Here is a 26725-nt window from a genome sequence, read left to right on the forward strand (position 1 = left end):
CTCATAACCCGAAGGTCACTGGTTCGAGTCCAGTTCCCGCTACTAGTAAAATCAAGCCTTCACAGAAATGTGAGGGCTTTTTTTATTTGAAATGTATAGAATAAGGCTGTTCATATTAAAAAAGGTGTTAGTTTAATTTAAATTTACACCTTTTTGATTTCTGGAATAATTAAGATTATAGTAATTCTAAGATACGTTCCAATGCCATTCCTCTTGAGCCTTTTATCAGTAGTGTCCTTTTTTCGATTTCTGAAAAATCAAAGTTATTCTTAAAATCTTCAAAAGATTTAAACAGAGTTCCTTTTTGGACGTTTATTTTTGAGTTATAAAAGTTTTCTCCAATAAAAATAATTTGGTCAATATTTAATGAAATAGCTAAATCAGCAATGTGTTGATGTTCTTTTTTAGCATCTTCACCAAGTTCGAACATATCACCAAGAATAGCTATTTTATGCCCATTTTGTTTTTCAAAATTCAATAATGCAGCTCGCATACTAGTAGGGTTAGCGTTGTAAGCATCTAAAATAATCTTGTTAGAACCTTTATTTATAATTTGAGAACGGTTATTAGTAGGAATATAACTTTCAATAGCTTTTTTAATTGACAAATCGTTTACGTTAAAGTAGTTTCCAATCGTAATAGCAATAGCGATATTATTAAAATTATAATCGCCTATAAGTTTACTTTCAATTTCTAAACTATTGTATAAACATTTCACAAAAGGTTGCGCTTCAATAAAATTAATTGAAACATCTGTTCCTTCAATATGATCGCCAAAAGAGAATCGGTTAGCGTCTTTAGTTTTTTCAAATTGAATAGCATCATTCGAATTAACAAAAATGGTTTTATTATTTGCTATCAAATAATCATACATTTCGCTTTTGCCTTTTATAACACCCTCCACACCGCCAAAACCTTCTAAATGGGCTTTCCCAAAATTTGTAATATAGCCATAGTCTGGTTTTGTTATGTTGCATAAAAATTCAATTTCTTTTAGGTGATTAGCACCCATTTCGACAATGCCAATTTCGGTATCCTTAGTCATTGATAGTAATGTTAATGGTACACCTATATGGTTGTTTAAATTTCCGATGGTGGCTGTAGTTTTATATTTTTGAGATAACACGGTATTAATAAGTTCTTTAGTAGTAGTTTTTCCGTTACTACCTGTTAATGCTATAATAGGTATTTCTAAATAGTTTCTATGAAAGGTAGCCAATTTTTGAAGAGCTTCTAAAACATTATCTACTAACAGGGTTTCCGAAAATGTATTAAAAGCTGTTTCATCAACTACAGCATACTTAGCTCCATTACTAATAGCGGTTTCGGCATAAGTATTGCCGTTAAAATTATCGCCTTTTAAGGCGAAAAACATATCATTTTTCTTAATATTACGAGTGTCTGTAGATACTGAGTTGCATTTTAAAAATAGTTTATGTAATTGAGCTGTTTTCAAAAATTATAAATTTTGTTTTGTTAAAATAAATGTATAAAAAAAGGTCCTAACTATGGCTAGGACCTTCTATTATTTTCGAAACTATAATTTAGTTTTTCTTTTTGTTTTTGTTTTTACTTTTAGATCCAACTCTAGACATTGCGCATCTAAATCCAATGTAATCTGTAGCCATATCTTGTGGGAAGTAGCGTCTTTGAGCTGGGTCTAACCAATACTCTCTATCTTTCCAAGAACCACCTTTATAAACTCTAACTTTATCATTAATTAAAGACGTTCTGTTGTTTGTCTTATCATATTCTCTAACAATATTTCCTAATGAATCTCTTGTAATTGAGTGTTTAGGAGAATCATACATTTTTCTTGTTGAAGATGTTTGTTTGCCATCTACTTCATCATCATTAAAACTTTCAAAATAACGAGAAGAACGTTTGTCCCCATCTCTAAAGTTAATTTCATCACTTTTATCAAAGTTAGTACGCAAATACGTTTCATTTTCATCAACAGGAACTTGTAAAATTTCACCAGGTAAGTTTCTAGCAACAACTTTTCCGTTAGATAATGTGTCATAAACAATATCATCAACCGTAACAACTTTTACTGTACCATCTTCGTTTAGTGCATTTTTAGTATAAACATTTCCACGGTAATAGTTAAAGTCGTTAAATTCATCATCAATAATAGGTCTGTAAACATCGGCAACCCATTCAGCTACATTACCAGCCATATCATATAAACCGTAATCGTTAGGGTCGTATGATTTAACAGCGTTTGTAATATCAGCGCCATCGTCAGACCAACCTGCAATACCACCGTAGTCACCTTTTCCTTGCTTAAAGTTTGCCATTTGATCACCACGGATTTTACGTTTTCCAGAACGTGTATATTGTCCGTCCCATGGGTATTTTTTACGTCCGCGATATAGGTTATAACTTCTTATTTCACTTAATCCTAAAGCGGCATATTCCCATTCAGTTTCTGTTGGTAGTCTGTATTTTGGTGAAATGATACCTGTTTCACGAGTAGCATAAATTCCAGATTCATTACCGTCTGCATCAACTTGCACGTTTCTTCTTCCTCTGCCTTCAGCATTTATAATTTCTTCGTTACCGCCGTATGTTAAAGTAGGCGCGCTAATGTAAGTGTCTGTACTAAACGTTTGTTCCGAATTTACATCAATTACTTTAGCGTCGCGTTTTAAATAACCCGCTTGCTCTAGATTGTATTCATTAACACGGTCTGAACGCCAGTTAGCAAATTCAACAGCTTGAATCCAACTTACACCAACTACAGGATATTCTCCATAACCTGGGTGACGTAAATAGTTTTCAGTCATAACTTCGTTAAATCCTAAACGGTTTCTCCAAACCAAGGTGTCTGGCAAAGCTCCATGATAAATAGCTCTGAAATTTTCGTCAGATGGTGGGTAAACACGCTTAATCCAATCTAAATATTCCATGTACATGGCATTGGTTACCTCAGTTTCATCCATATAAAACGACTGAACGTGTTGCTGATTTGGACTATTATTCCAATCATGCATCACATCGTCTTGTACACGACCTTTAGTAAATGTACCACCTTCTACAAAAACTAATCCAGGAGACGTTTCTTGTTCTTTGAAGTCTGTATTGTACTGGAAACCACCTTCTCTAGAGTTGATGTCCCATCCAGTAGCTCTAGAGCTATTTTTTGAACTCGAAGATTTTTTACAACTAGTTGAAGCTACTGTTAGTGCTAAAACTAATAAAACCTTGAATGCTACTACTTTTTTCATATCCATACTTTTAAGTAAGCTAATAATAATTTTGGTGCTGCAATATAAGAATTAAACCTAATAACGCAAGCTGTTTTTTGCATTTTAACCAAAAAATAGTGTATTTCGTCCTATTTTTGTGCATTACAACGATGATTTTAGTCTTTTAAACCATAGTTTTGTGTTGTATTAACGTGTGTTTTCCTAATTTATTATTGTATTTTTGAATCTGTTTTTAAAATTGTTGTTTTTTTAATAATAACAATGCGTTAACAACGTTATTTTACCAATGAAAAAGAAGATTTTATTTTTACTGTTGATTATTTCAGCAGGAGTGCATGCTCAAGAAAAACGATACAATATAGTTTGGGAGAAGTCTCAAACGCTCTCGGGAGAAAGTTTTTCTATTGAGGTACCTTCATTTGATAAAGCATATTTTAATTATGGTTTAGAGGAAGGTTTGCTGTTTATTGATCAATGGGAATCTAAAGGCTTGGTCAATGAATCTTCAATTTCTGTGACTAATGTTGCTTATCAAGCTATATCTAAAGAAGATTTACAAGATTTAGATTTAAATAAAATTCCCAATACGCTATCCTTCAGTTTAAAAAATTCAGTAGCAAGAAATAAAACCTATACCTTTTTTCAACTTTCGCCCATTATAAAGGATGCAAATGGAGGTTTTAAAAAGGTAACTTCATTTCAAATAAATTATAAAAAAGGCCCTGATAACAAATCTGCTTTATTAAGAAGCAATACCGCTTCAAGAGTTGTAACTAATTCAGTAATGAGCTCCGGTGAATGGTATAGGTTCTACGTGGATACTACAGGGGTTTTTAAACTATCAAAAAGTTTTTTACAGCGTTTAGGCGTTAAAGTGAATAGTGTAGATCCAAGAACTATTAAATTATATGGTCATGGAGGCCGAATGATTCCTTATTCAAATGCTGTAGCGTATCCTTATGATGTTCCTGAAAATGCTATAAAATTTGAAGGAGAAGAAGATGGTGAGTTTAATGCTAATGATTATATATTATTTTATGCTCAAGGCCCAAAAGAATATAATGTTGAGAGTAGAACTAACATTAATTGCTATACGGATAAAACATATTATTATATTAATGTAAGTTCTGGTAATGGAAAACGTATTAAACAGTTTAACCAGCCTACAGGAGCAATAGATATGGTAATTGATACTTTTGAAGATTATCAATTTCACGAAATAGACACCTATAATCTCTTGTCTTTAGGAAGGCGTTGGTTTGGAGATAAATTTGATATTGACAGCTCTAAGGAATTTGAATTTAATTTTCCAGATTTAGTAACTACAGAACCTATAGATCTAAATGTTTCTGTGGCAACAGTTACAAGAAGTGATAGCCAAATGAATATAAGTGTTAATAATGTTGAGGTGTCATCTGTATTTATCGGTGGTGTTACAACTCCAACTTTAGCTAGTGGAAGAACTTATAGTGGCCGTTTAAATGTGAATGCTTCTAATATAACCGTGGGGCTTGACTTTGATAATTTAGGAAACCCAAGTACTATAGGTTATCTGGATTATATAAGTATTGAAGCCACACGTCAATTAAACTTCGATAACAAACAGTTTCTATTTAAAAACAAAGATGTTGCATCAGCTTCGGGTATTGTGCAATATAATATTACTAATACATCTAAACTTTCAGAAATTTGGGAAGTAACTGATATTTATAACGTATCAAATTATGTGAATGCAGATGAGGCCTCAGCCTTAAGTTTTACGGCTGCGCTTGGAAGTTTAAAAAGCTATGTAGCAGTTTCGCCGTCAGATTATTTTGTGCCTAAATTTGATTCAAAAACGGTAGTTAATAATCAAAATATAAAAGGGACTATTTTTCAAAATCCCCAAGGAAGTTTTCAGGATGTCGATTATATTATCGTAACGCCAAATAATATGTTTAATCATGCCGAACGTTTGGCTCAAATTAATAGAAATCAATATGGTTTAACTGTAAAAGTTGTTGGTTTAGATGAGATTTACAACGAATTTAGTTCAGGAAATCAAGATGTTGGTGCTATTAGAAACATGGTAAAATATGTTTATGATAATGCGAGTACGCCAGAAAATAGAATAAAATACTTATGTTTATTTGGTGATGGTTCTTTTGATTATAAAAATAGAGTTCCTAATAACACCAATATTGTTCCTTCTTGGTACTCATACAACAGTTTTAGTTTAGCGACCTCGTTTGTTTCTGATGATTTTTATGGTATGATGGATAATAATGAAGGGACTATGATATCTAGTAATAAATTAGACATTGCTATAGGTAGAATATTAGCTGACACACCTCAAAGAGGTAAAGAAATGGTTGATAAAATTGAATCTTACTATGTTAAAGAGGCTTTTGGAAGTTGGCGAAATAATTTTGTAGTTATTTCCGATGATGTTGATCAAGATTGGGAAGGCTTACTACAAGAAACCACTGATAATGCAGGGAATCTAGTAACACAAGAAAAACCATTTATTAACGTAATAAAAATTCATTCGGATGCTTTTCAGCAAGAGTATTCTGCTGGTGGAGAAAGATATCCTACGGTAACCACTGAAATCATTAATTCCGTTGATAATGGTGCCTTGGTAGTTAATTACTTTGGTCATGGCGGAGAAGAAGGTTTGGCGCAAGAACGTATCTTGTTCAAGCCAGATATTCTCAAGTTTCGTAATTTCTGGAAACTCAATTGTTTTGTAACAATTACCTGTGAATATACAAGATTTGATAATCCTTACAGGGAAACCGCAGGAGAATTTACTTATTGGAGTAAGCGAGCAGGAGCAATTGGCTTAATTACAACAACTAGGCAAATTTATGTGAATTTTGCTATATCCTTTAATAATATTTTTGGAGAATATTTGTTTTCTTATAGTGATAAAGATAACTTTGGAGATAATGATTATCCTACTATGGCAGAAGCTTTAAGGTTGGCTAAAAACGACCCTTCAGTTTCTGGAAACAGTCAAAAAAACTTGGTCTTTTTTATTGGTGACCCAGCCATGAAATTGGCATTCTCTAAACCAAATGTCAAATTAACAAAAATTAATGATGTACCTATTGGGCAAACTACCGATACATTAAAAGCTTTAAGCTATGTGAAATTAGCAGGTGAAGTTACAGATGTTTCAGGGAATCTGTTAAACACCTATAATGGAGTACTTTCTACAACAATATATGATAAACCAATTGAGAGGCAAACTTTAGCTAATGATAATACAAGGCTAAATGGGCAACTTGTAAAACTAGATTTTACAACACTTGGTGAAATAATATTTAGGGGGCAAGCTTCAGTGAAAAACGGTCAATTTGAGTTTGACTTTGTGGTGCCAAAAGATATTGGTATTCCTGTAGGGTTTGGCAAAGTTAGTTTCTATTCTAAAAACGAATCTTCAACTGAAGATCAAGCAGGAGCAGCTATAAATACGGTTAAAATTGGAGGCTTAAATGAAAATGCACCTGAAGATAATACGGGACCAGTGATAACACTTTATATGAATGATGAAAATTTTGTTACCGGTGGCATTACCAACGAATCCCCAACGCTATTAGCTAAATTGGAGGACCTGAATGGTATAAACACAGCCAGTGGTATTGGGCATGATATAGTAGCAATTATTGATGGCGATGAAACGAATCCAATTATTTTGAACGATTATTACCAAACAGAAGTCGATGATTATACTAAAGGAACAGTTAGTTTTCCGTTTAGAGATTTAGAACCCGGGTTGCATACATTAACTTTTAAGGCTTGGGATGTTTATAATAATTCTTCAATATCTGAAATACAGTTTATTGTGTTTGATAAAGACCAAAGTTTAGTGATTAATAATGTACTTAATTATCCAAATCCGTTTGTTAATTATACAGAATTTTGGTTTAACCACAATAGTTCTGATCCTTTAGACGTTTCTATACAAATATTTACTGTTTCAGGTAAGTTGGTAAGAACTTTAAATGGACAAACCACAGGAGGTGTTATAACTACAAGTTCTTTATCTAGAGATATGGTTTGGGATGGAAGAGATGATTTTGGAGATAAAATAGGTAAAGGCGTTTATATTTATAAGCTTAAAGTGCATTCTAATCTATTGAATAAAACCGTAGAAAAAATTGAGAAACTTGTAATACTATAAGTTCTATAATAAAAAATTATATTTGCTAAATAAAATTAAATTTATGAAGAATCGAATATTACTATTAATAGCTCTTGCTTTTATGCTAAAAATTAATGCACAAGAAACTATTATTACCTCAGGTGAAAACAACAGGGTTATTACCACAGGTGTGCCGTTTTTGTTAATTGCTTCTGATGCTCGTGCGGCAGGTATGGGAGATATGGGCGTTGCAACTTCTGTTGATGCATTTTCACAACAGTGGAACTCGTCAAAATATGCATTCTCAGAAGCTAAATCAGGTATTGGGGTAAGTTACACGCCTTACTTGAGTAAATTAGTAAATGATATTTTTTTAGGAAACGTGACTTACTTTAATCGTATAGATGAACGTAGTGCTTTTGCTGCCAGTTTAAGATATTTTTCTTTAGGTGATATTGAGTTTGTTGATAATGCAGATGACACACCCAGAATACAAAAACCTAGTGAATTTTCTCTTGATGCGTCTTATGCTTTGAGATTATCAGACCAATTTGCTATGTCTGTTGCTATGCGCTATTTACGTTCTGATTTGCGAATTCAAGGTGTTGATGGTGATAATTCAGCTGCAAATACCTTTGGTGTGGATATATCTGGATATTATCAAAGTGAAGAAGAAGCATATAGCGATTTTAATGGACGTTGGCGAGCGGGATTCGCTATTCAAAATATTGGGCCTAAATTTAAATATGATGATGGTGGACTTGATAATTTTCAACCTACAAATTTACGTTTAGGAACAGGTTTTGACTTCATCTTTGATGATTATAATAAAATCTCTGTAACTGCCGAAGTGGCAAAATTATTAGTGCCAACACCACCTGTTTATGGATTTGAAGATACCGATGGTGATGGCGTACAAAATAATAATCCTAATTCAGATGGATATGAACCAAGAATAATTGTTGAGGGGCAAGATCCAGATGTAAGCTTTTTATCAGGAATATTTCAGTCATTTGGAGATGCACCAGATGGTTTTAGTGAAGAATTAAAAGAGTTTACCTGGGCTTTAGGAGCAGAATATTTATATCAAGACTCATTTGCGTTTAGAGCAGGTTATTTTAATGAAAGTGAAGATAAAGGAGCTAGAAAATTTTTAGCTTTAGGAGCAGGGTTTAAGGCAAATGTTGTTAATATAGATTTATCGTATTTGTTTTCTGCATCCAAAATACAGAGTCCTTTAGAAAACACCTTGCGTTTTTCTTTAACATTTAATATTGGTGCAGGCGAGTATAGAGAATATTAAGAATCATTGTTGTCCGACTAAAAATAGTTCGCTTAAAGAAAACCTTTGCGAACCCTAAGTTTTCAGGGCTTATAAAAAAGAGAGGCTTGCTTTTTGCGATTACTGAAAAATTTTATTTTTTAGAAAGTTATGAATTTAAAAATTACTGTTTATCAATTAGTTACAATCAAGTCTTTGTTCTTGGTTCTAACAGCGAAGCGGTCTTGATTCTTTAATCGGACACTACTAATTAAGAATAACTATATAAAATGATATTAAAAACTATTGTTAACAGCAATAGTTTTTTGTTTGTGATAAGGTAATTTTAAAATAGAAATGGTATAAATGCCGATATTTAGTGCTGAAATATTCGTGAATTTGTGGCTAAGAAGAAAAGATAAGTGTACGGTTTTATCATATTGTTTGCTATTGTTTCTTAACTTTAATGAATACATTTGATTATGAAGGAAATAAAAATAGAATCAACATTATATGTTTTTGATAATGTCAACGAACTTCCAAATGAAGCATTATCACTAATGCAAAAAGCTATTGAAGCCAGAGGAAAGGCCTATGCGCCATATTCTAACTTTAATGTTGGAGCCGCGGTGCTTTTAGAAAATGGAGAAGTTGTTACAGGAAATAATCAAGAAAACGCTTCGTATCCTTCTGGTTTATGTGCAGAGCGTACAGCCGTTTATTATACGGGATCTCAATTTCCAAATTCAAAAATAGTTCGTATCGCTATTTCGGCAGGTTCTAAAAAAAATCAGACAACAAAACCTATTCCGCCTTGCGGAGCTTGCAGACAAGCTATTGCAGAGTATGAAATAAAGCAAGAATCTCCAATAGAAATTTATTTTATGGGTGAAACAGGCGAGGTTGCTAAATCAAATTCGCTCGTAAATCTTTTGCCTTTAGTGTTTGATAAATCGGTACTTTAGTCTCAAAAAAAGTACTTTCACCTCTCCTTTGGAGAGGTCGAAATTGTTTTTTAACAATTTCAGGAGAGGAAAAATTAATAATTGATTAATCTAATGAGCTTAGATTGCTTTTTTTGATATTTTTTATACTTTCGGCATATTGCACTTTTTCAATACAATACAAAGTATTACTTTTGTATTTCGCTTATATCAAATGAATTTAAAATAATTGATAATAAATTAGAATTATCTTTTCTTTAGATGAAATAGAAAACATAAGCATAGCCTTAGTTATGGTTCTGTTTTATATTGAAATTTTAAAGGAAATAGAAACGAATTTAATCGGTTATTTTAAGTTTATTTGATATTTTAAATATGATAATAATATTCAATGCAAAAAATCACAAAGGAGGTTTACCTCAAATGGTACGAAGACATGTTATTCTGGAGAAAGTTTGAAGACAAACTTGCTGCCGTTTACATTCAACAAAAAGTAAGAGGGTTTCTTCATTTATATAACGGTCAAGAAGCTGTTTTAGCAGGTGCGTTACACGCCATGGATTTGACTAAGGATAAAATGATTACCGCTTATCGTAATCACGTTCAACCAATTGGTATGGGTGTTGATCCTAAGCGAGTTATGGCAGAGTTGTTTGGAAAAGTCACAGGAACCTCGAAAGGCATGGGCGGTTCGATGCATATTTTTTCTAAAGAATTTAGATTCTATGGCGGTCACGGAATTGTAGGAGGTCAAATCCCGTTAGGAGCAGGAATTGCTTTTGGTGATAAATACCATGGTAGTGATGCTGTAACATTATGCTGCTTTGGTGATGGTGCGGCGAGACAAGGTTCGCTTCATGAAACTTTTAATTTAGCTATGCTTTGGAATTTACCAGTTGTATTTGTATGTGAAAACAATGGATATGCCATGGGTACTTCAGTAGAACGAACTGCAAACCATACTGAATTATGGAAACTAGGTTTAGGTTACAATATGCCATCTGGACCAGTTGATGGGATGAATCCAATAAAAGTTGCTGAAGCTTTTGATGAAGCCATACAAAGAGGGCGACGTGGTGAAGGACCAACATTTTTAGAACTAAAAACGTATCGTTATAGAGGGCATTCAATGAGTGATGCTCAGCATTATAGAACAAAGGATGAGGTTGAAGAATACAAAAAAATTGACCCTATTACACAAATAAAAGACGTTATTCTTGACAAGAAATATGCTTCTGTTGATGATATTAAAGCAATTGATAAGGCCGTAAAAGAACGTGTGGCAGAATGTGAAAAATTTGCAGACGAATCTCCATACCCAGAAAAGGAACAGCTTTACGATATGGTTTACGAGCAAGAAGATTATCCATTTATTCAACATAAAATATAAGATATGGCAATAGTTGTAAACATGCCGCGTTTAAGCGATACAATGGAAGAAGGAACCGTTGCTGCTTGGTTAAAAAAAGTAGGAGATAAAATTGAGGAAGGTGATATTTTAGCTGAAATAGAAACCGATAAAGCCACAATGGAGTTCGAATCTTTTAACGAAGGAACATTACTTCATATTGGTGTTCAAGAAGGTGAAACAACTAAAGTAGATGCCCTTTTAGCAATTATTGGTGATGAAGGTGAAGATATTTCTGGATTGTTGAATGGAAGTGGTAACGCTTCCGCGGAAGCCAAAGAAAATGAAACAGAAGCATCTTTATCAAATGATGAAAATGCTAATACCGAAGACGAATCAACTCCCTCTCCTTCTGGGAGGGCTGGGGTGGGGCTTCCAGAAGGTGTTATAGTTGTTACTATGCCACGTTTAAGTGATACTATGGAAGAAGGAACTGTTGCAACTTGGTTAAAGAAAGTGGGAGATACAGTTGAAGAAGGCGATATTTTAGCAGAAATAGAAACAGATAAGGCAACGATGGAGTTTGAATCATTCCAATCAGGTACTCTATTAGAAATAGGACTGCAAGAAGGTGATTCTGCAAAAGTAGATGCGCTATTAGCTATTATTGGTCCAGCAGGAACAGATGTTTCAGGAGTAGCTTCTAGTTTCTCTGCAACATCAGCCCCAGCTAAAAAAGAGGAAGCGCCTAGAGCTGAAGCTTCTAAATCTGCTTCTGCTAACACATCAGGACCAAAAGCTAGTGCGCCAGCACCAACACCTATTACTACAAACGGACGTTTATACGTTTCTCCATTGGCTAAAAAATTAGCTGAAGAGAAAGGAATTAACTTGGTAAAAGTTCAGGGTTCTGGAGAAAACGGACGTATCATAAAAAGAGATATAGAAAACTACGAACCTGCAGCTTCTGCAGCATCGGTTGGTAAATTTGTCCCTTCAGGACAAGAAGATTTTGATGATATTGATAACTCGCAAATGCGTAAAGCCATTGCAAAAGCATTAACTAACTCGAAGTTTTCGGCACCTCATTATTATTTAAGTGTTGAGTTTGATATGGAAAATGCCATGGCATTCCGTGCTCAATTTAACTCGATTCCAGATACTAAGATTTCTTATAACGATATTATTGTTAAAGCATGTGCCTTGGCTTTAAAAGAACACCCGCAAGTAAACTCGCAATGGTTTGCAGATAAAATGCGCTTGAATAATCATGTACATATTGGAGTGGCTGTTGCAGTTCCTGATGGATTAGTTGTACCTGTGGTAAGATTTGCTAATGAGCAAACATTACCTCAAATAGGTGCAGCTGTAAAAGACCTAGCAGGAAAAGCAAGAAACAAAAAGCTAACACCAGACGAAATGCAAGGAAGCACATTTACGGTGTCTAACTTAGGCATGTTTGGTATAGACACTTTTACATCTATTATCAATCAACCAAATTCAGCTATTCTTTCTGTTGGAAATATTGTTGAAAAACCGGTGGTTAAAAACGGTCAAATTGTTGTTGGAAACACCATGAAACTTTCATTAGCGTGTGATCATAGAACGGTTGATGGTGCTACAGGAGCTCAATTCCTTCAAACATTAAAAGGATATATTGAAAATCCTGTTATGATGTTGGTTTAAGTTTTGTCATTCAGAGCAAAGCGAAGAATCTATAAATATTTAAAACCTGTTTCAAAATAAATGAAACAGGTTTTTTTTATCTTTAAATCGAAAAAAATTTCTCTAGGATTATCCTAAAGGTTTCCATTGAAATTGGCATTCCCGTGAAATCGAAAGATTCATGAATTCATTATTATAAAGTATTATTCAATGAATAAAACGGGAATTTTAAAAAAAATAATTTATGAAAAAAATATTTAGTTTACTAGTTGTGGCATTCATGATGAGTTGTGGTGGTCAGAAACAAATTATTGAAACCAACCCCGACTCAATTGAAAAAATCGTTCAAAACAATGAAGAAACCGAAATTAAAAGTGATATCAAAAAAGATGCTGTAATTGAAAATTACATCAAACTAAAAGATGTAAAAACCAGTTTAGAATATTTGGCTTCTGATGAATTAGAAGGCAGAAACACAGGAAGCAAGGGTATTGAAAAAGCCGCAATTTATATTGAAAACCTATTCAAGGAAAACAATATCAAACCCTATTTCAAAACCTATAGAGATAGTTTTAATGTTAAAAAAATAATTGGCTATAATGTTATTGGCTATTTAGAAGGCTATGACCCACGTTTAAAAAATGAGTTTGTTATTCTTGGCGCACATTACGATCATATAGGAACAGCAAAAACAGTTAATGGAGATGTTATTGCAAACGGCGCCAATGATGATGCATCTGGAACCGTTGCAGTTTTAGAATGGGCAAAATACTTTTCAAAAACTAAAAGTAATAAACGAAGCATACTATTTACCTTGTATTCTGCTGAAGAAATGGGATTGAAAGGTTCAGGGCATTTAGCAGAACGCCTTAAAAAAATGAATATAGATTTGTACACCATGATTAATTTTGAAATGATTGGTGTACCAAGGTCAAATCATGAGATTATGGCTATTTTGTCTGGTTACGAAAAGTCTAACATGGCTAAAAAATTAAATAGCTATGCTGGTTCAGAAATTATAGGATTTTTTCCAAAAGCAAAAGAATTTCAGCTATTTATGCGTTCAGATAACTACCCGTTTTATCAAGAATTTAAAGTGCCATCACATGCTATTTCTACATTCGATTTTACTAATTTTGATTATTATCATCATGTAGATGATGAAGCTGATAAAATGGATTTTAATCACATGACTAGCTTCATGAATAAAATGATTCCGGCCCTAGAAGGCATGATTAATGCTCCAACTAAAGAAATAAAAATGAACCATGAGTAAAAACATAGTTATTACAGGAACAAGTAGAGGCATTGGTTTCGAGTTAGTACAACTATTTGCTAAAGCAGGGCATAAGGTTTTAGCGCTTTCGCGGAATGCAAAGCCTGTTCAAAATTTAAATTTAGATAATGTCACCGCGTTTTCGTTCGATTTGGGTGATTCAAAAGCCTATAAGAATGTTGAAGACTTCATTAATAATGATTGGAATCAAGTCGATGTTTTAATCAATAATGCAGGAGCTCTTTTAAATAAACCATTTGCTGAAACAACAATGGAAGATTTTGAACATGTTTATAAAACAAACGTATATGGTGTTTCAGAATTAACCAGAATAGTGCTTCCATTTATGAAAAAGCAAAGTCATGTCGTTACCATAAGTTCTATGGGTGGCGTACAAGGTAGTATGAAATTTCCAGGTTTAGCAGCTTACAGCTCAAGTAAGGCGGCAGTAATAACCTTAACAGAATTACTTGCTGAAGAATATAAAGCATCGGGTGTCTCATTTAATGTTTTAGCATTAGGAGCAGTACAAACCGAAATGCTAGAAGAAGCCTTTCCAGGATATCAAGCACCAATCACGGCTATAGAAATGGCAGAATATATCTTATATTTTTCTTTGAACGGAAACAAATATTATAATGGAAAACTCTTGCAAGTTTCTAATTCTACGCCTTAATTTATGAGTAAATACAAATGCATTATTTTTGATTGTGATGGTGTGTTAATTGATAGTGAATCCATTGCCATAGGTGTTTTGGTAGATATGGCAAACCATTTAGGGGCTAATATGAATTTTGAAGAATCTCTAATTAGTTTAAAAGGAAAGGCGTTTAACCATTGTATGGAACTCATTTCAAAACGAATTAATAAACCACTTCCTATTAATTTTGAGGCAGATTACCGTATAAATACATTTGAGGCCTTTCGAGAAAATATCCAACCCATAAAAGGTGTGAAAGAGGTTGTTGAGAATCTAACAATTCCCTTTTGTGTAGCATCCAGCGGACCAGAAAATAAAATTAGATTGAACCTTGAAATTACAAGTTTACTACCTTTTTTTGAAGGCAATATTTTTAGCTGTTATACCATACAAAAATGGAAACCAGAACCCGATATTTTTTTATGGGCAGCAGATACCATGGGTTTTAAACCACAAGAATGTTTAGTAATTGAAGATAGTATATCTGGCGTTCGAGCAGCAAAAACAGGGGGTTTTGATGTTTTTGGATATACAGAGCATGATTACAATAATGAATTGCAACCAGAAGCTACCAAGACTTTTGATAGAATGGATAAACTATTGGGTCTATTGTAATTTTGGGAGTTTCGTTTAACGGATTTGTTTTAGTAAATGACAAAAATTTAGAATAGAACGATAAACCTCTACATATAGCATATCACGATTTTTTGTTACGTAGACCTGACAGGTTTTCAAAACCTGTCAGGTCTTTTTATCCTGAAAATTGCAAATAATTATTGATTTTTTAGAATCTCATATTCATTATTGAATATATTCAATATTTCAACTGATGGTCTTTTAATTTCATTTTTAGCACCACTTTTAATTAATATTTCTCTAATATTTTGAGCTTTTTTATTTTCCAAAATCCTGCTTTTGTAAAACCAATTGCACATGTTTGACCATTTTACTCAAAAACCTGTCGATGGTATACTCATTTTTCATCTGAACCTTCTATCTTCAAAGTAATGTTGAATTTTTTCCATCGCTTTAACGGTTTTTTATATATAATTTTTTGAGAAGTAAGAACTCCAAACATTCCTTTTTTTATAGTGTTTTCATATAATTTTGAACGAAAAACAACTTCGTACCTTCATTAAGTCCATGTAATAAAAATACGTTGAATTAGCCATAAATCTTAAAGATTCACAATCCAATATACTAACTCTTCTTGTTCTTGTTATGTCAGATTCTAGCTTGACTTTCTTCCAAAATAATCTTGAGCCAATAAAGATGTATATCATATGGAACCAATAATAAATCATTGTCTAAGATTTAAGTTTGCAGGTTTCTTATTTACTTAGGGTTTAAAAATCATATACAACACAAAGATAAAGTTCTGTTTTAAGGAACTTTATCTTTGTGTTAAACGAAGTTATATTTTTTTTCTAAGAAAGTAAAGAAAGTCAAGTTTGTCTTTTCAAGAAATCTACTATTTTAGCAGTCATGCAAAACCAGCTTAAAGAATACATTCCAACGAATGCACGCGCATCAGTTTTAAGACTCTTAGAACAGGATAATTTATTGATTAAAATTAAAAAGGAACGTAAAACTCGACATGGCGATTACAGGAGCTTGCCAAACGGAAAGCATCAAATAACCATAAATTCAAATTTAAATACTTACCGTTTTTTAATCACTCTAATTCATGAAATTGCCCATTTTGAAGCCTACAAGGCTCACGGTAAATTAATAAAACCACATGGTATTGAATGGAAACGTACTTTTCAACATTTAATGTTACCTTTTTTAAATCCAGAAATATTTCCAAATGACTTGTTGCCTTTATTAGCAAAACATTTTAAAAACCCAAAAGCATCAAGCGATACAGATGTGCAATTGGCCTTAGCCTTAAAGCAATTTGATGAACCTAATGATAAGACTTTTATTTTTCAAGTACCCATGGGAAGTACTTTTAAATCATATAACGGTAAAGTATTTAGAATGATTAAAAAGCGTGTTAAGCGTTTTGAATGTGTGGAAGTTAAAACAGGAAGATTATATTTGTTTAATCCTAACGCTGAGGTAGAAATTGTCATTCCTGCGAATCCCGATAGCTATCGGGAAGGAATCTCATAAATAGTGTCTGGACGGAAACACAGCAAAATTAAATTTGTTTCTTTTTGCGCCCTTTCAGTTTATTTTTAATCGCTTGATACTAAGGCATCAACTCATAAAAACTAAACAAAAATGACATCAAAAATAATTCAAATTATAAAAATCGTCTGTTTCCGTCCAGACACTAAATAGAAACGAAATGTATAATGGTATTTTCATAATCTCAAAATAACGATTTTAAAAGAGTTACCATAATAAACCACTATGGACTGGAAGTCCATAGTTTTGGTTGGCAGACTATAAGTCTGCCTCGTGAGATTGAGAAAACATAATCAAATTGTGTTAATTAATACGTGAATTCGTGGCTAAAATATTTATAGAAACTAAAGTAACTGCAATGAAATTGCAGGGTTTTAACCTTTAACTAGATAATAAATTCTCCCTTTGGTGGGATAACAAAATATGAAAAATAAAAACTATTACGCCATATTAATGGCTGGAGGAGTAGGCTCAAGGTTTTGGCCAGTTAGTACAAAGGATTTTCCGAAACAGTTTCATGATATGTTGGGGACTGGTGATACGTTAATACAAAAAACATTTCACCGTTTAGAAGATTTAATTCCAAAGGAAAATATTTTTATTTTGACCAATGAACGTTATAATGATTTGGTTTTAGAACAATTACCTGAAGTTGAACAAAGACAGGTGGTTTTAGAACCTGCAATGCGTAATACAGCACCTTGTATTTTATATGCATCATTGAAAATTCAGAAAGAAAATCCAGATGCAGTTATGATTGTGGCACCGAGCGACCATTGGATTGAGGATGAAAAAACATTTTCAAAAAATGTTCAGCAAGCCTTCGATTTTTGTGCTAAAAACAATGCTTTAATGACTTTAGGTATTCAGCCAACATTCCCTAACACAGGTTACGGTTATATTGAATACGACAAGTCTTCCGCGAAAGCGATAAAATCTGTAAATCAATTTAGAGAAAAACCAGATTACAAAACAGCTAAGGAATTTATTGCACAAGGAAATTTTTTATGGAATGCTGGAATTTTTATGTGGAGTGTAAAAAGTGTGGTTGAAGCGTTTCAAAATAATCAACCAGAATTGTATGATTTGTTTGAAAATGGAATAGGGGTTTACAATACCGATTTTGAAGATGATTTTATTCGAGATAATTACCCGAAGGCAGAAAACATTTCGGTGGATTATGCGATTATGGAAAAATCAAGTAATGTTTGTGTAATTGCTGCTGAATTTGATTGGAATGATTTAGGCACTTGGGGCAGTTTGTATGATAAATTAAATAAGGATGAATCTAATAATGCTGTGGTGAATGCCAGAACGTTAACAGAAGATGCATCAGGAAATATGATAAGAACCGAAACTGATAAAATTGTGGTTATTGATGGCTTGCAAGATTATATTGTTGTTGATAAAGAAGAAGTTTTGCTTATCTTTCCTAAGTCAAAAGAACAAGATATAAAGAAAACACTCCAACAGGTTAAAGACAAATTTGGAGAACAATATGGCTAATTATGAGTGACGAAAGTAAATTCAGTTTTTCTGAAGAAGAGCAGAAAAAGCAATTAGATAAGGATAAAGCTGTAGAAGAAAAAAAGGATGCTGTAAAACAAGATGCTAAAGGCTTAATTGTAAGTGTTAGAACGTTTTTAAGTGAGCTTCTAGACTTTAGACATGATACCGATAGAGATGCAACCGTAGCTGCCATAAAAGGCGATATTTCGTTTAAAGGAGCAACAGCTTGGATTTTAATATGTTCTATTTTTGTAGCTTCCATAGGCTTAAACGCTAACTCTACAGCGGTGGTTATTGGAGCCATGTTAATATCGCCACTTATGGGGCCCATTTTAGGTGTTGGTTTATCTATTGCTATTAACGATATTGATACGCTTAAACGTTCTTTAATAAACTTAGCAACTATGATTGTTTTAAGTTTACTTACCGCTTTTTTATTCTTTTATTTATTTCCATTAAGTGAAGATACTTCGGAACTTTTAGGTAGAGTTAAACCTGATATTCGCGATGTTTTAATAGCCTTTTTTGGTGGTTTAGCACTAATAATTGCACGAACAAAACGTGGTACTATTGCGTCGGTTATTTTTGGTGTTGCTATTGCTACGGCTTTAATGCCACCATTATGCACAGCGGGTTATGGTCTTGCAAAAGGGAATTGGGTCTATTTTTGGGGTGCCATGTATTTATTTATTATAAACACCATTTTTATTGCTTTAGCAACCTTTTTGGTTTTAAAACTACTTCGTTTCCCAATGCTGAAGTATGCCAATTCTAAAAAACGTCTTTTTATATCCCGTATGGCCATGTTATTGGCAATAATTGTTATGGTTCCTGCTGTTTGGACATTTTTAAATGTTTTAAAAGAAAGTAATTTTAAAAGGGATGCAGGGAATTTTGTTAAGGAAGAATTGAAAACTTTACCACATTATAGCTATTTAAAAAACAATGCGGTGTATAAATATTCTGATGTTAGCGAATCTGTTATAGAATTAAGTACATTTGGTTTAGATGAAATATCTGAAGAGGCCATTACTTTATTACAAAGTAGAATGACAGATTATAAGGCGTTATCTGATAGTAAATTAGTTATAAATCAGAATAAATCTAAAAATTTAGATAATTTTAAATATATGGAAGAGCTCCGAGCTAGAGACTCTTTAGATTTACTATCTCAAACTCAAAAGATAACTTATTTGGAAAGTAAGGTTCAGCAACTTTCAAAGTTAGAACGCAATTATATTCCTTTTGATGAATTAAGCAAAGAAGTGAAAATTAATTACGAAACCATTGAGCAGTTTTCGTATGCTAATGTTATAAATTCTAATTTTACTAAAATGGATACTATATCCGTTTTCTCAGTAAAATGGACTGATTCTTTAACAAAGGAGCCTGCAAGAGTCAAGGATAAAGAAAAACTTGAAAAGTGGTTAAAACTAAAGTTGAAATTAGACACTTTGGTTGTTAAAAGGGTTAATTAAGGTTTATAACATACAAGTTAATTTATCAGAGAAAACGAATAATTTCGTTTGGATTTTTATATAAATCACTTTACAAACATATTACAGTATTACAAGAGATGCTTAAAAGCTTTTTTGAGCTACAGATTCTCTTCAATGTACATTTTGCGTACTTTTTTAAATAAGTTTGAAGAATAAACAAAATCGGTAACAACTTCGTTATCTGTTTTAAATATGGTTTTATTTGAGCCTTCCCATGCTTTTAATCCGTTTTTTAAAAACACAATTTTTTCTCCAATTTCCATAACCGAATTCATATCATGTGAATTTATCACCGTAGTAATTTGATATTCATCTGTTATTTCTTGTATAAGATTATCTATAACTATGGCTGTTTTTGGGTCTAAGCCAGAGTTGGGTTCGTCGCAAAATAAATATTTAGGATTGTTTACTATGGCACGAGCAATTGCAACTCGTTTTTGCATGCCTCCAGAAGCTTCACTAGGCATTTTATTGTGAGCATCATCCAAATTAACACGTTTTAAAACAAAATCTACACGGTCTTCCATTTCACTTTTACTTTGTTTGGTAAACATTTGGAGTGGAAACATCACATTTTGTGCAATAGTCATAGAATCAAATAAAGCGCTCCCTTGAAATACCATGCCTATTTTGGCACGCATATTCCGTTTTTCGTCTTCGGTAAGCTGCGAAAATATTTTACCATCGTAAGCTATTATACCTTCTTCGTAATCAAATAAGCCCAATAAACATTTTAAAAAAACGGTTTTTCCAGAACCACTTTGTCCTATAATAAGATTGGTTTTACCTTTTTCAAAAGTTGTACTAATTCCTTTTAATACTTCAACATTACCAAACGATTTATGTAAATTTTTAACTTCAATCATTAGCTTAATAACATTTGGGTTAGCAAATAGTTTAAAACAATAATAGTTACACTAGTCCATACAAAAGAGGTCGTACTTGCTTTACCAACTTCTAAAGCACCGCCTTTCATGTAATAACCATGATATGATGGAATTGTGGCTAATAGAAATGCAAACACAAAGGTTTTAATAAAGGCATATACAACATGAAACGTTTCAAAATCGTTTTGAATACCTGCTATATAATCTTCAAGCGTACTAAAACCGCCATAAACTGAGGCAGCCATTCCTCCTAGAATTCCTAAAAACATGGCAATAGAAATTATGAAAGGATATAATAACATAGAAATAAACTTAGGAAAAACTAAATAATTTAGCGAGTTAATACCCATAACTTCCAAAGCATCAATTTGCTCTGTTACGCGCATAGTACCTATACTTGATGTGATGAACGAACCTACTTTTCCTGCCATAATAATCGACATGAATGTAGGTGCAAACTCTAATATAATGGATTGTCTGGTCGCAAAACCTACCAAATATTTTGGTATTAAAGGGTTGTCAATATTCAGTGCAGTTTGAATAGTAACAACACCTCCCACAAAAAATGATATAAATGCAACTATACCAAGAGAGCCAATAATTAAGTCATCTATGTCTTTAAGTATCAATTGCTTCATAACGGGCCATTTGGTTGGTTTGCGAAACATTTCAGCAATCATTAAAAAATAGGCGCCTATATTATGGAGGTATGTCATATATAAATTTGTAGGTGCTAAAGTAAAAAAAACTTATACCAATTTAACTTTAAATTTAAATTATGATGTTTTAAAAAACGTATTTTTGAGCACAATAAATTCTTTATCAAAATGAAGTATCTTTTATCATTATTCTTTGTTTTTTCTATTACTGTATCCGTTTTAGCCCAAAACGAACAACCAAAATTAGTAGTTGGTATTGTAGTAGACCAAATGCGTTATGATTACTTAACTCGATTTTATAATAAATATGGAGAAAATGGTTTTAAACGTATGATGCGAGAAGGATTTAATTGCAAAAACAATCATTTTAATTATATCCCAACTAAAACAGGACCTGGGCATGCATCTATTTATACAGGAACAACTCCTAAATATCATGGGATTATTGCAAATGACTGGTTTGATAAAAATTTAGGTAAGACGGTAAATTGCGTGCAAGATGATGCTGTTTTAGCAATTGGAACAAATAGTAATACCGCTAAAGACGGTAAAATGTCACCACACCGAATGGTTGCCTCAACATTTGCCGATGAAAATAGATTATTTACGCAAATGCGTGGAAAAACAATTGGAATTTCAATTAAGCATAGAAGCGCCATTTTATCTGCCGGACATTCAGCTAATGCAGCATTTTGGTTAGATTACGATCACAATGGAAATGGTAACTGGATAACTAGCTCATATTATATGAATGAGCTTCCTCGGTGGGTTCAAGATTTTAATGCATCTGATGTAACAGAATCATATTTTAAAGTATGGCATACATTATACGATATTAATTCATATACAGAAAGCGGCAGTGATTTAAATACATTTGAAAGAATTTTTAAAGGTAAAGAAAGCGCAACATTTCCGTATGATTTAAATACTTTAAAAACTAAAAATGGTAATTATAAAATTATAGCCGAAAGCCCATTTGGAAATAGTTTAACTACTGATTTTGCAATAAAAGCTATTGATGCTGAAGCATTAGGAATAGATGCGCATACCGATGTGTTAACAATTAGTTACTCTAGTACAGATAAAATTGGGCATGATTTTGGAGTTAATGCCAAAGAAACAGAAGATACTTATTTGCGTTTGGATTTAGAATTAGCGCGGTTATTTAAAGCATTAGATGAAAAAGTGGGCAAAGGTGAATATACCATATTTTTGACCTCAGATCATGGCGCTCCGAATGTGCCTAATTATTTATTATCTAAAAAAATACCAGCTGGTCTTTTTGATGCAAGTAAAATGTTTGATGAAATGAATGCTTTTTTAGAAAAAAAATATAAAGTTTCAGGTCTAATTTTAAGTAGAATAAATAATCAAATATTTTTCGATTATAATAAGATTGAACAAAATCAATTAAATTTAGAAGATTTAAAAGAAATTGTGGCATTACAATTATTAAAATACAGGCTTATTGATAAAGTTTACATCACCTCTGAAATCAACCAATTTGAAGGTCCTAGCGGGTACTTAGAATCTTTATTGAATAACGGGCATAATCAAAAACGTTCAGGAGATATATTATTTGTTTATAACCCTGGAGTTTTTAAAGATACAGAATGGAATAGAACTGGAACTGATCATTATTCTGGTTTTAGTTATGATACTCATGTACCTTTATTGTTTTTTGGCAAAGGCATTAAACATGGGCAAACTTTGAGTAAAACGGAGATTACTGATATTGCGCCAACCATGTCGGCATTATTAGGGATTAGCTTTCCAAATGCAACTATTGGACAACCTTTGGAGTTTGTTTTGAAATAATGAGCAAACGAACCTTATATTCTATTCTAACTTTAGTTATTATTTTGGGTGTTTATGCTTATGAACACTTTTTAGGTGAGGAAAAAAAAGCTGAAATTGTAACTGAAGGAAGAGCAACTAAAGCCAGTACTAACGAATACTTTTTGCCAACAAGTACAACAGGGCAGATTGTACATCATAATGGGTATTCTTTGTCTTATAGTGAAACCCATGAACAAGCTGAATGGGTGGCTTACGAATTGAAGAAATCACATCTTTCAAGTACCAATCACAAACGACCCTATTTTGAAATTGATAAAACCGTAAAAACAGGTGCTGCAAGTTGGAGAAACTATAAGAATTCTGGGTTTGACCGCGGTCATTTATGTCCAGCAGCAGATAGAAGATACAGTAAAGAGGCACATGACGAAACATTTTTAACCAGTAATATAAGTCCACAAGAACATCAATTTAACGCTGGAATTTGGAATACCTTAGAACAGAAAGTACGTTATTGGGCAAGAAAATATGATGGAATATTTGTGGTTACAGGAGGTGTTTTAAAAGGAAGTATGGAGACTATTGGAACGGAAGATGTAGCGGTACCCAACCAATTTTATAAAGTTTTGATTGATAATAATACGGGTAAAACTAAAATAATTGCATTTTTAATGCCTCATGAAAATTCTAATAAACCATTATATGAATTTGTGGTTTCAGTAGATCGGTTAGAAGCACTAACTGGGATTGATTTTTTTCCTGAATTAGAGGATGCTATTGAGGATGAACTAGAAGCTTCAAGCAGCTATAAAGGGTGGAGTTTTAATTGATTAATTTTGTCTTAAAAATATAACCCAAACTTGTTCCTCCCTTTATTTTAAAGGGAGGATAATTACGATTTTATCGAAATTAGGAGGGTTAAAAAGATAAATAGCAGAAAGATTTTCAACTAACGAACACTTATGTTTTCGGTTGAATATTGGAATTTGGGGTTTTTTATTTTTGGAATTTATTCATAATCCCTAGGGTGGGGTTTTAGAAAGGTTTGCGAAGTTTGAACTTTGCAGACCTTAGAAAAGAACAACTTGAGACCCTTCAGGTTTTTAAAACCTGAAGGGTCTCAAACAATTAAGCTTTCCCTAACACGCCTCTCCAACGAAGATTTCTAATAAATTCACCTTCATCTTCAGATACTAAAAAATCAATCTTTTCTTTTTTTGCTTTAAAATAACCTGCCATATAATCCTTAAACAAAGAAAGGCTACCTTTTTTATAAGCCAATTTCAGTGCTGAAATTAATGTGATTACCAAGCCATAACGCATTTTATACATGGCTTCACCTTGTAAATATTTTGAGGCTTTGTTGTAACTTATTCCTGTTGGTTTTAAGTGTTTAACTTGCAAAGATTCATCTGTTAGAATATGCCAACTGTAATATTTAGCAAGCAATTCATCAACCGTGTCCCAACCCATTGATGGTTTCAATTTTCCAATTTTAAGAAAACAATCTTTTCTGTAAGCTTTTAATGCACCGCGAATATGGTCTTTTCTAGTTAAGTTTTCTAAAATCCATGCTCCATTTTTTTCGATATAACAAAACCCTGACACCATACCTAGTTTATCATCGTTTTTAAAATGAATTGCCAACTGTTCTAAATAGTTGTCAGGAAAAATTAAGTCGGCATCAAACTTACAAATCACATCATAGTTATCATCTAAAGTTTCATAACCTTTATAAAACGCATTTATAATTTTCGAACCTGGTAAATGTTGGTTGGATGATTTATTATTGACCAGAGAAATAAAAGCGTGCTTTTGAGCATAACCTTCCACGGCAGATTGTGTGGTGTCAGTCGAATTATCATTAACTACAACAATGTGCTTTGGTTTTATAGTTTGATTAACCAAAGAATAAAGTGTGAGACCAATTGAATCAGCTTCGTTGTGGGCAGGAATGATAATATAAAAGTTCATTCTGTAAATTTCAATATTTAAATTCCAAATCCCAATTTTTTACAACGCTATCTTTCTGGAATTTAGATTTTGAGTATTGGAATTTTATTTTTTTTCTGCATATACAATATAATATCTTGGAGTAAACCATCTTAAAATTGGACGAATTCCAATTTTATTTGTTGGGTTAGTCCATTTCTCACGATCAATAATTTTCCATCCAGCTTTTTCTAATAACCAATCAAACTGCCAATCCTCAAACTCATGATAGTGTCTATCCAACTTATCGGTTTTACTTTTATATGCTGAAGAAAACCATAGTTTAAGAGGAATACTAGCGACTAATTTATTTGATTTTATAGATTTTAAAACGGTGAAAGGAGAGAGCAAGTGTTCAAATATCTCGAAGGCAGTTACTACCTCAGCTTCAGATTTTTCAATTGTAGAAGTGTCTATATCCAAATCTTCTCCTTTGGTGTTTTCTATTGAATAACCATGTTCTTGCATGATTTTGGTAAATGGATTTACCACACCTAAATCTAGAATAGATTCCCTATTTGAAATATGCTTTTCTAAAAATTCAATAGTATGTTTAAAACGCTTATTCGGAAAGGTTTTCTCGTACATTAAATTATTCTATTTTTTTTATTTCCGTGAAAACGGAAATCTCAAACAATCATTAGATAAGTTACTGTTTGTAAACAATAGCATTGATATTCATACCAGCACCAACGCTTGCAAAAATGATGACATCACCTTTATTTATTTCTTGATTTTCCATATCATCATTCAAAATGATATCATATAAAGTTGGAATAGTTGCTACACTAGAGTTTCCTAATTTTCCGATACTCATTGGCATAATGTTTTTTGGCATTTCCATATTGTAAAGATTATAAAATCGTTTTACAATAGCTTCATCCATTTTTTCATTGGCTTGATGTATCAATATTTTTTTAACATCAGAAATATTAATACCACTTTTATCAAGACAAGATTTCATGGCAATTGGTACATTGGTTAATGCGAACTCATAAATCTTTCGTCCATACATTTTTATGTAACGACGGTTGTCTTCAGAATCTTGATTGTTAGTTTCGCCGAAGTATATAAAATGAGCTTCATCTAAAGCATAAGTAGCAGACTCGTGTGCAATAATACCACCTTTATCATCTGTAGATTCAATAATTACGGCACCAGCACCATCGCTATAAATCATAGAATCTCTATCATGAGGATCTAAAATACGAGACAATGTTTCAGCGCCAATAACTAGACATTTTTTTGCAATGCCAGATTTTATAAATGCATTGGCTTGTATAACCCCTTCTACCCAACCAGGGCATCCAAAAAGTAAATCATATCCAACACATTTCGGGTTTTTAATTCTAAGTAGATGTTTTACCCTTGACGCTATACTTGGTACAGTATCACTTTGGATACTATCATGTCTAACATCGCCGTAATTATGAGCCACAATAATATAGTCTAACTCTTCTCGATTAATTTTAGCATTATCTATAGCTTTTTCAGCTGCAAATGAGGCTATATCAGAGGTGTTTAAATGCTTTTTAGCATAACGACGCTCAGCAATACCAGTTATGGCCTTGAATTTCTTTACTATAACTTCGTTTGGAGCATTAATAGCAGAACCATCACTATTTAGAAATTCATGATTGTGGAAGTCTTCGTTCTTTTCAATAGTCGCTGGTATATAGCTTCCTGTACCAGTAATTTTAATATTCATAAA

The 26725-nt window shown here is 32.6% G+C and carries 21 protein-coding genes; 13 read left to right on the forward strand and 8 right to left on the reverse strand.

The features are described from left to right. Positions 1-175: 175 nt before the first annotated feature. Positions 176-1456 (reverse strand): UDP-N-acetylmuramoyl-tripeptide--D-alanyl-D-alanine ligase, encoded by a 1281-nt coding sequence (gene murF / locus AAC024_RS12255; RefSeq protein ID WP_339895769.1) that lies wholly within the window; start codon positions 1454-1456, stop codon positions 176-178. A gap of 88 nt (positions 1457-1544) precedes the next feature. Further along, positions 1545-3236: a gliding motility lipoprotein GldJ gene (gldJ, locus tag AAC024_RS12260; RefSeq protein WP_339895770.1), complete on the reverse strand. Its 1692-nt coding sequence runs from the start codon at positions 3234-3236 to the stop codon at positions 1545-1547. 262 nt (positions 3237-3498) lie between these two features. On the opposite strand from gldJ, the gene porU reads away from it, so the two are divergent. The 8 genes from porU to AAC024_RS12300 all read left to right on the forward strand — a co-directional run bounded on the left by porU (position 3499) and on the right by AAC024_RS12300 (position 15150). Beyond that, entirely contained in the window at positions 3499-7380 is a 3882-nt protein-coding gene (gene porU, locus AAC024_RS12265; protein ID WP_339895771.1) for a type IX secretion system sortase PorU, read from the forward strand. A gap of 43 nt (positions 7381-7423) precedes the next feature. Then, entirely contained in the window at positions 7424-8644 is a 1221-nt protein-coding gene (gene porV, locus AAC024_RS12270) for a type IX secretion system outer membrane channel protein PorV (RefSeq protein WP_339895772.1), read from the forward strand. 440 nt (positions 8645-9084) lie between these two features. Beyond that, positions 9085-9567 (forward strand): cytidine deaminase, encoded by a 483-nt coding sequence (gene cdd / locus AAC024_RS12275; RefSeq protein WP_339895773.1) that lies wholly within the window; start codon positions 9085-9087, stop codon positions 9565-9567. A 370-nt stretch (positions 9568-9937) separates the two neighbouring features. Further along, positions 9938-10936, forward strand: coding sequence for a pyruvate dehydrogenase (acetyl-transferring) E1 component subunit alpha (gene pdhA / locus AAC024_RS12280; RefSeq protein WP_339895774.1), 999 nt, complete (start codon positions 9938-9940; stop codon positions 10934-10936). A 3-nt stretch (positions 10937-10939) separates the two neighbouring features. Next, a complete protein-coding gene (locus AAC024_RS12285) occupies positions 10940-12580 on the forward strand; it encodes a 2-oxo acid dehydrogenase subunit E2 (protein ID WP_339895775.1) in 1641 nt (546 codons plus the stop codon). Between the two features lie 223 nt (positions 12581-12803). Next, positions 12804-13835 carry a M20/M25/M40 family metallo-hydrolase gene (locus AAC024_RS12290; protein ID WP_339895776.1) on the forward strand — a complete coding sequence of 344 codons (1032 nt, stop codon included), beginning with the start codon at positions 12804-12806 and terminating at the stop codon, positions 13833-13835. After that, on the forward strand, positions 13828-14511 hold the full coding sequence (locus AAC024_RS12295; protein ID WP_339895777.1) for an SDR family oxidoreductase: 684 nt from the start codon (positions 13828-13830) through the stop codon (positions 14509-14511). The genes AAC024_RS12290 and AAC024_RS12295 overlap by 8 nt, the downstream gene beginning before the upstream one ends. Before the next feature lie 3 nt (positions 14512-14514). Then, positions 14515-15150 (forward strand): HAD family hydrolase, encoded by a 636-nt coding sequence (locus tag AAC024_RS12300; protein WP_339895778.1) that lies wholly within the window; start codon positions 14515-14517, stop codon positions 15148-15150. A gap of 158 nt (positions 15151-15308) precedes the next feature. Here the strand turns inward: AAC024_RS12300 and AAC024_RS12305 are convergent, their stop codons facing one another. Next, positions 15309-15440 carry a hypothetical protein gene (locus AAC024_RS12305; protein ID WP_339895779.1) on the reverse strand — a complete coding sequence of 44 codons (132 nt, stop codon included), beginning with the start codon at positions 15438-15440 and terminating at the stop codon, positions 15309-15311. Between the two features lie 580 nt (positions 15441-16020). Between AAC024_RS12305 and AAC024_RS12310 the strand changes: the two genes are divergently transcribed. The 3 genes from AAC024_RS12310 (at position 16021) to AAC024_RS12320 (ending at position 19658) form a co-directional block, all read left to right on the forward strand. After that, a complete protein-coding gene (locus AAC024_RS12310) occupies positions 16021-16653 on the forward strand; it encodes a SprT-like domain-containing protein (RefSeq protein WP_339895780.1) in 633 nt (210 codons plus the stop codon). Positions 16654-17094: 441 nt separating this feature from the next. Continuing rightward, entirely contained in the window at positions 17095-18177 is a 1083-nt protein-coding gene (locus AAC024_RS12315) for a mannose-1-phosphate guanylyltransferase (protein WP_339895781.1), read from the forward strand. A 2-nt stretch (positions 18178-18179) separates the two neighbouring features. Further along, complete coding sequence (locus AAC024_RS12320; RefSeq protein WP_339895782.1) at positions 18180-19658, forward strand: DUF389 domain-containing protein; 1479 nt, start codon at positions 18180-18182, stop codon at positions 19656-19658. Between the two features lie 119 nt (positions 19659-19777). Here AAC024_RS12320 and AAC024_RS12325 read toward each other — a convergent pair whose 3' ends face one another. Both AAC024_RS12325 and AAC024_RS12330 read right to left on the reverse strand, forming a co-directional pair. Further along, complete coding sequence (locus AAC024_RS12325) at positions 19778-20545, reverse strand: ATP-binding cassette domain-containing protein (RefSeq protein ID WP_339895783.1); 768 nt, start codon at positions 20543-20545, stop codon at positions 19778-19780. Then, positions 20545-21282: an ABC transporter permease gene (locus tag AAC024_RS12330; RefSeq protein WP_339895784.1), complete on the reverse strand. Its 738-nt coding sequence runs from the start codon at positions 21280-21282 to the stop codon at positions 20545-20547. The genes AAC024_RS12325 and AAC024_RS12330 overlap by 1 nt, the downstream gene beginning before the upstream one ends. A 111-nt stretch (positions 21283-21393) precedes the next feature. On the opposite strand from AAC024_RS12330, the gene pafA reads away from it, so the two are divergent. Then, the gene (gene pafA, locus AAC024_RS12335) at positions 21394-23043 is read left to right on the forward strand and encodes an alkaline phosphatase PafA (protein ID WP_339895785.1); all 1650 of its coding nucleotides are present in this window, start codon (positions 21394-21396) and stop codon (positions 23041-23043) included. Next, complete coding sequence (locus AAC024_RS12340; protein ID WP_339895786.1) at positions 23043-23852, forward strand: DNA/RNA non-specific endonuclease; 810 nt, start codon at positions 23043-23045, stop codon at positions 23850-23852. The genes pafA and AAC024_RS12340 overlap by 1 nt, the downstream gene beginning before the upstream one ends. 298 nt (positions 23853-24150) lie before the next feature. Here the strand turns inward: AAC024_RS12340 and AAC024_RS12345 are convergent, their stop codons facing one another. The 3 genes from AAC024_RS12345 to AAC024_RS12355 form a co-directional block, all read right to left on the reverse strand. Further along, positions 24151-24996: a glycosyltransferase family 2 protein gene (locus tag AAC024_RS12345; RefSeq protein ID WP_339895787.1), complete on the reverse strand. Its 846-nt coding sequence runs from the start codon at positions 24994-24996 to the stop codon at positions 24151-24153. 84 nt (positions 24997-25080) lie between these two features. Next, the gene (locus AAC024_RS12350; RefSeq protein WP_339895788.1) at positions 25081-25602 is read right to left on the reverse strand and encodes a methyltransferase; all 522 of its coding nucleotides are present in this window, start codon (positions 25600-25602) and stop codon (positions 25081-25083) included. Between the two features lie 61 nt (positions 25603-25663). Continuing rightward, positions 25664-26722, reverse strand: coding sequence for a ketoacyl-ACP synthase III (locus AAC024_RS12355; protein ID WP_339895789.1), 1059 nt, complete (start codon positions 26720-26722; stop codon positions 25664-25666). Positions 26723-26725 lie beyond the last annotated feature (3 nt).

This window comes from uncultured Algibacter sp. (assembly GCF_963976535.1).
Lineage (GTDB): Bacteria > Bacteroidota > Bacteroidia > Flavobacteriales > Flavobacteriaceae > Algibacter_B.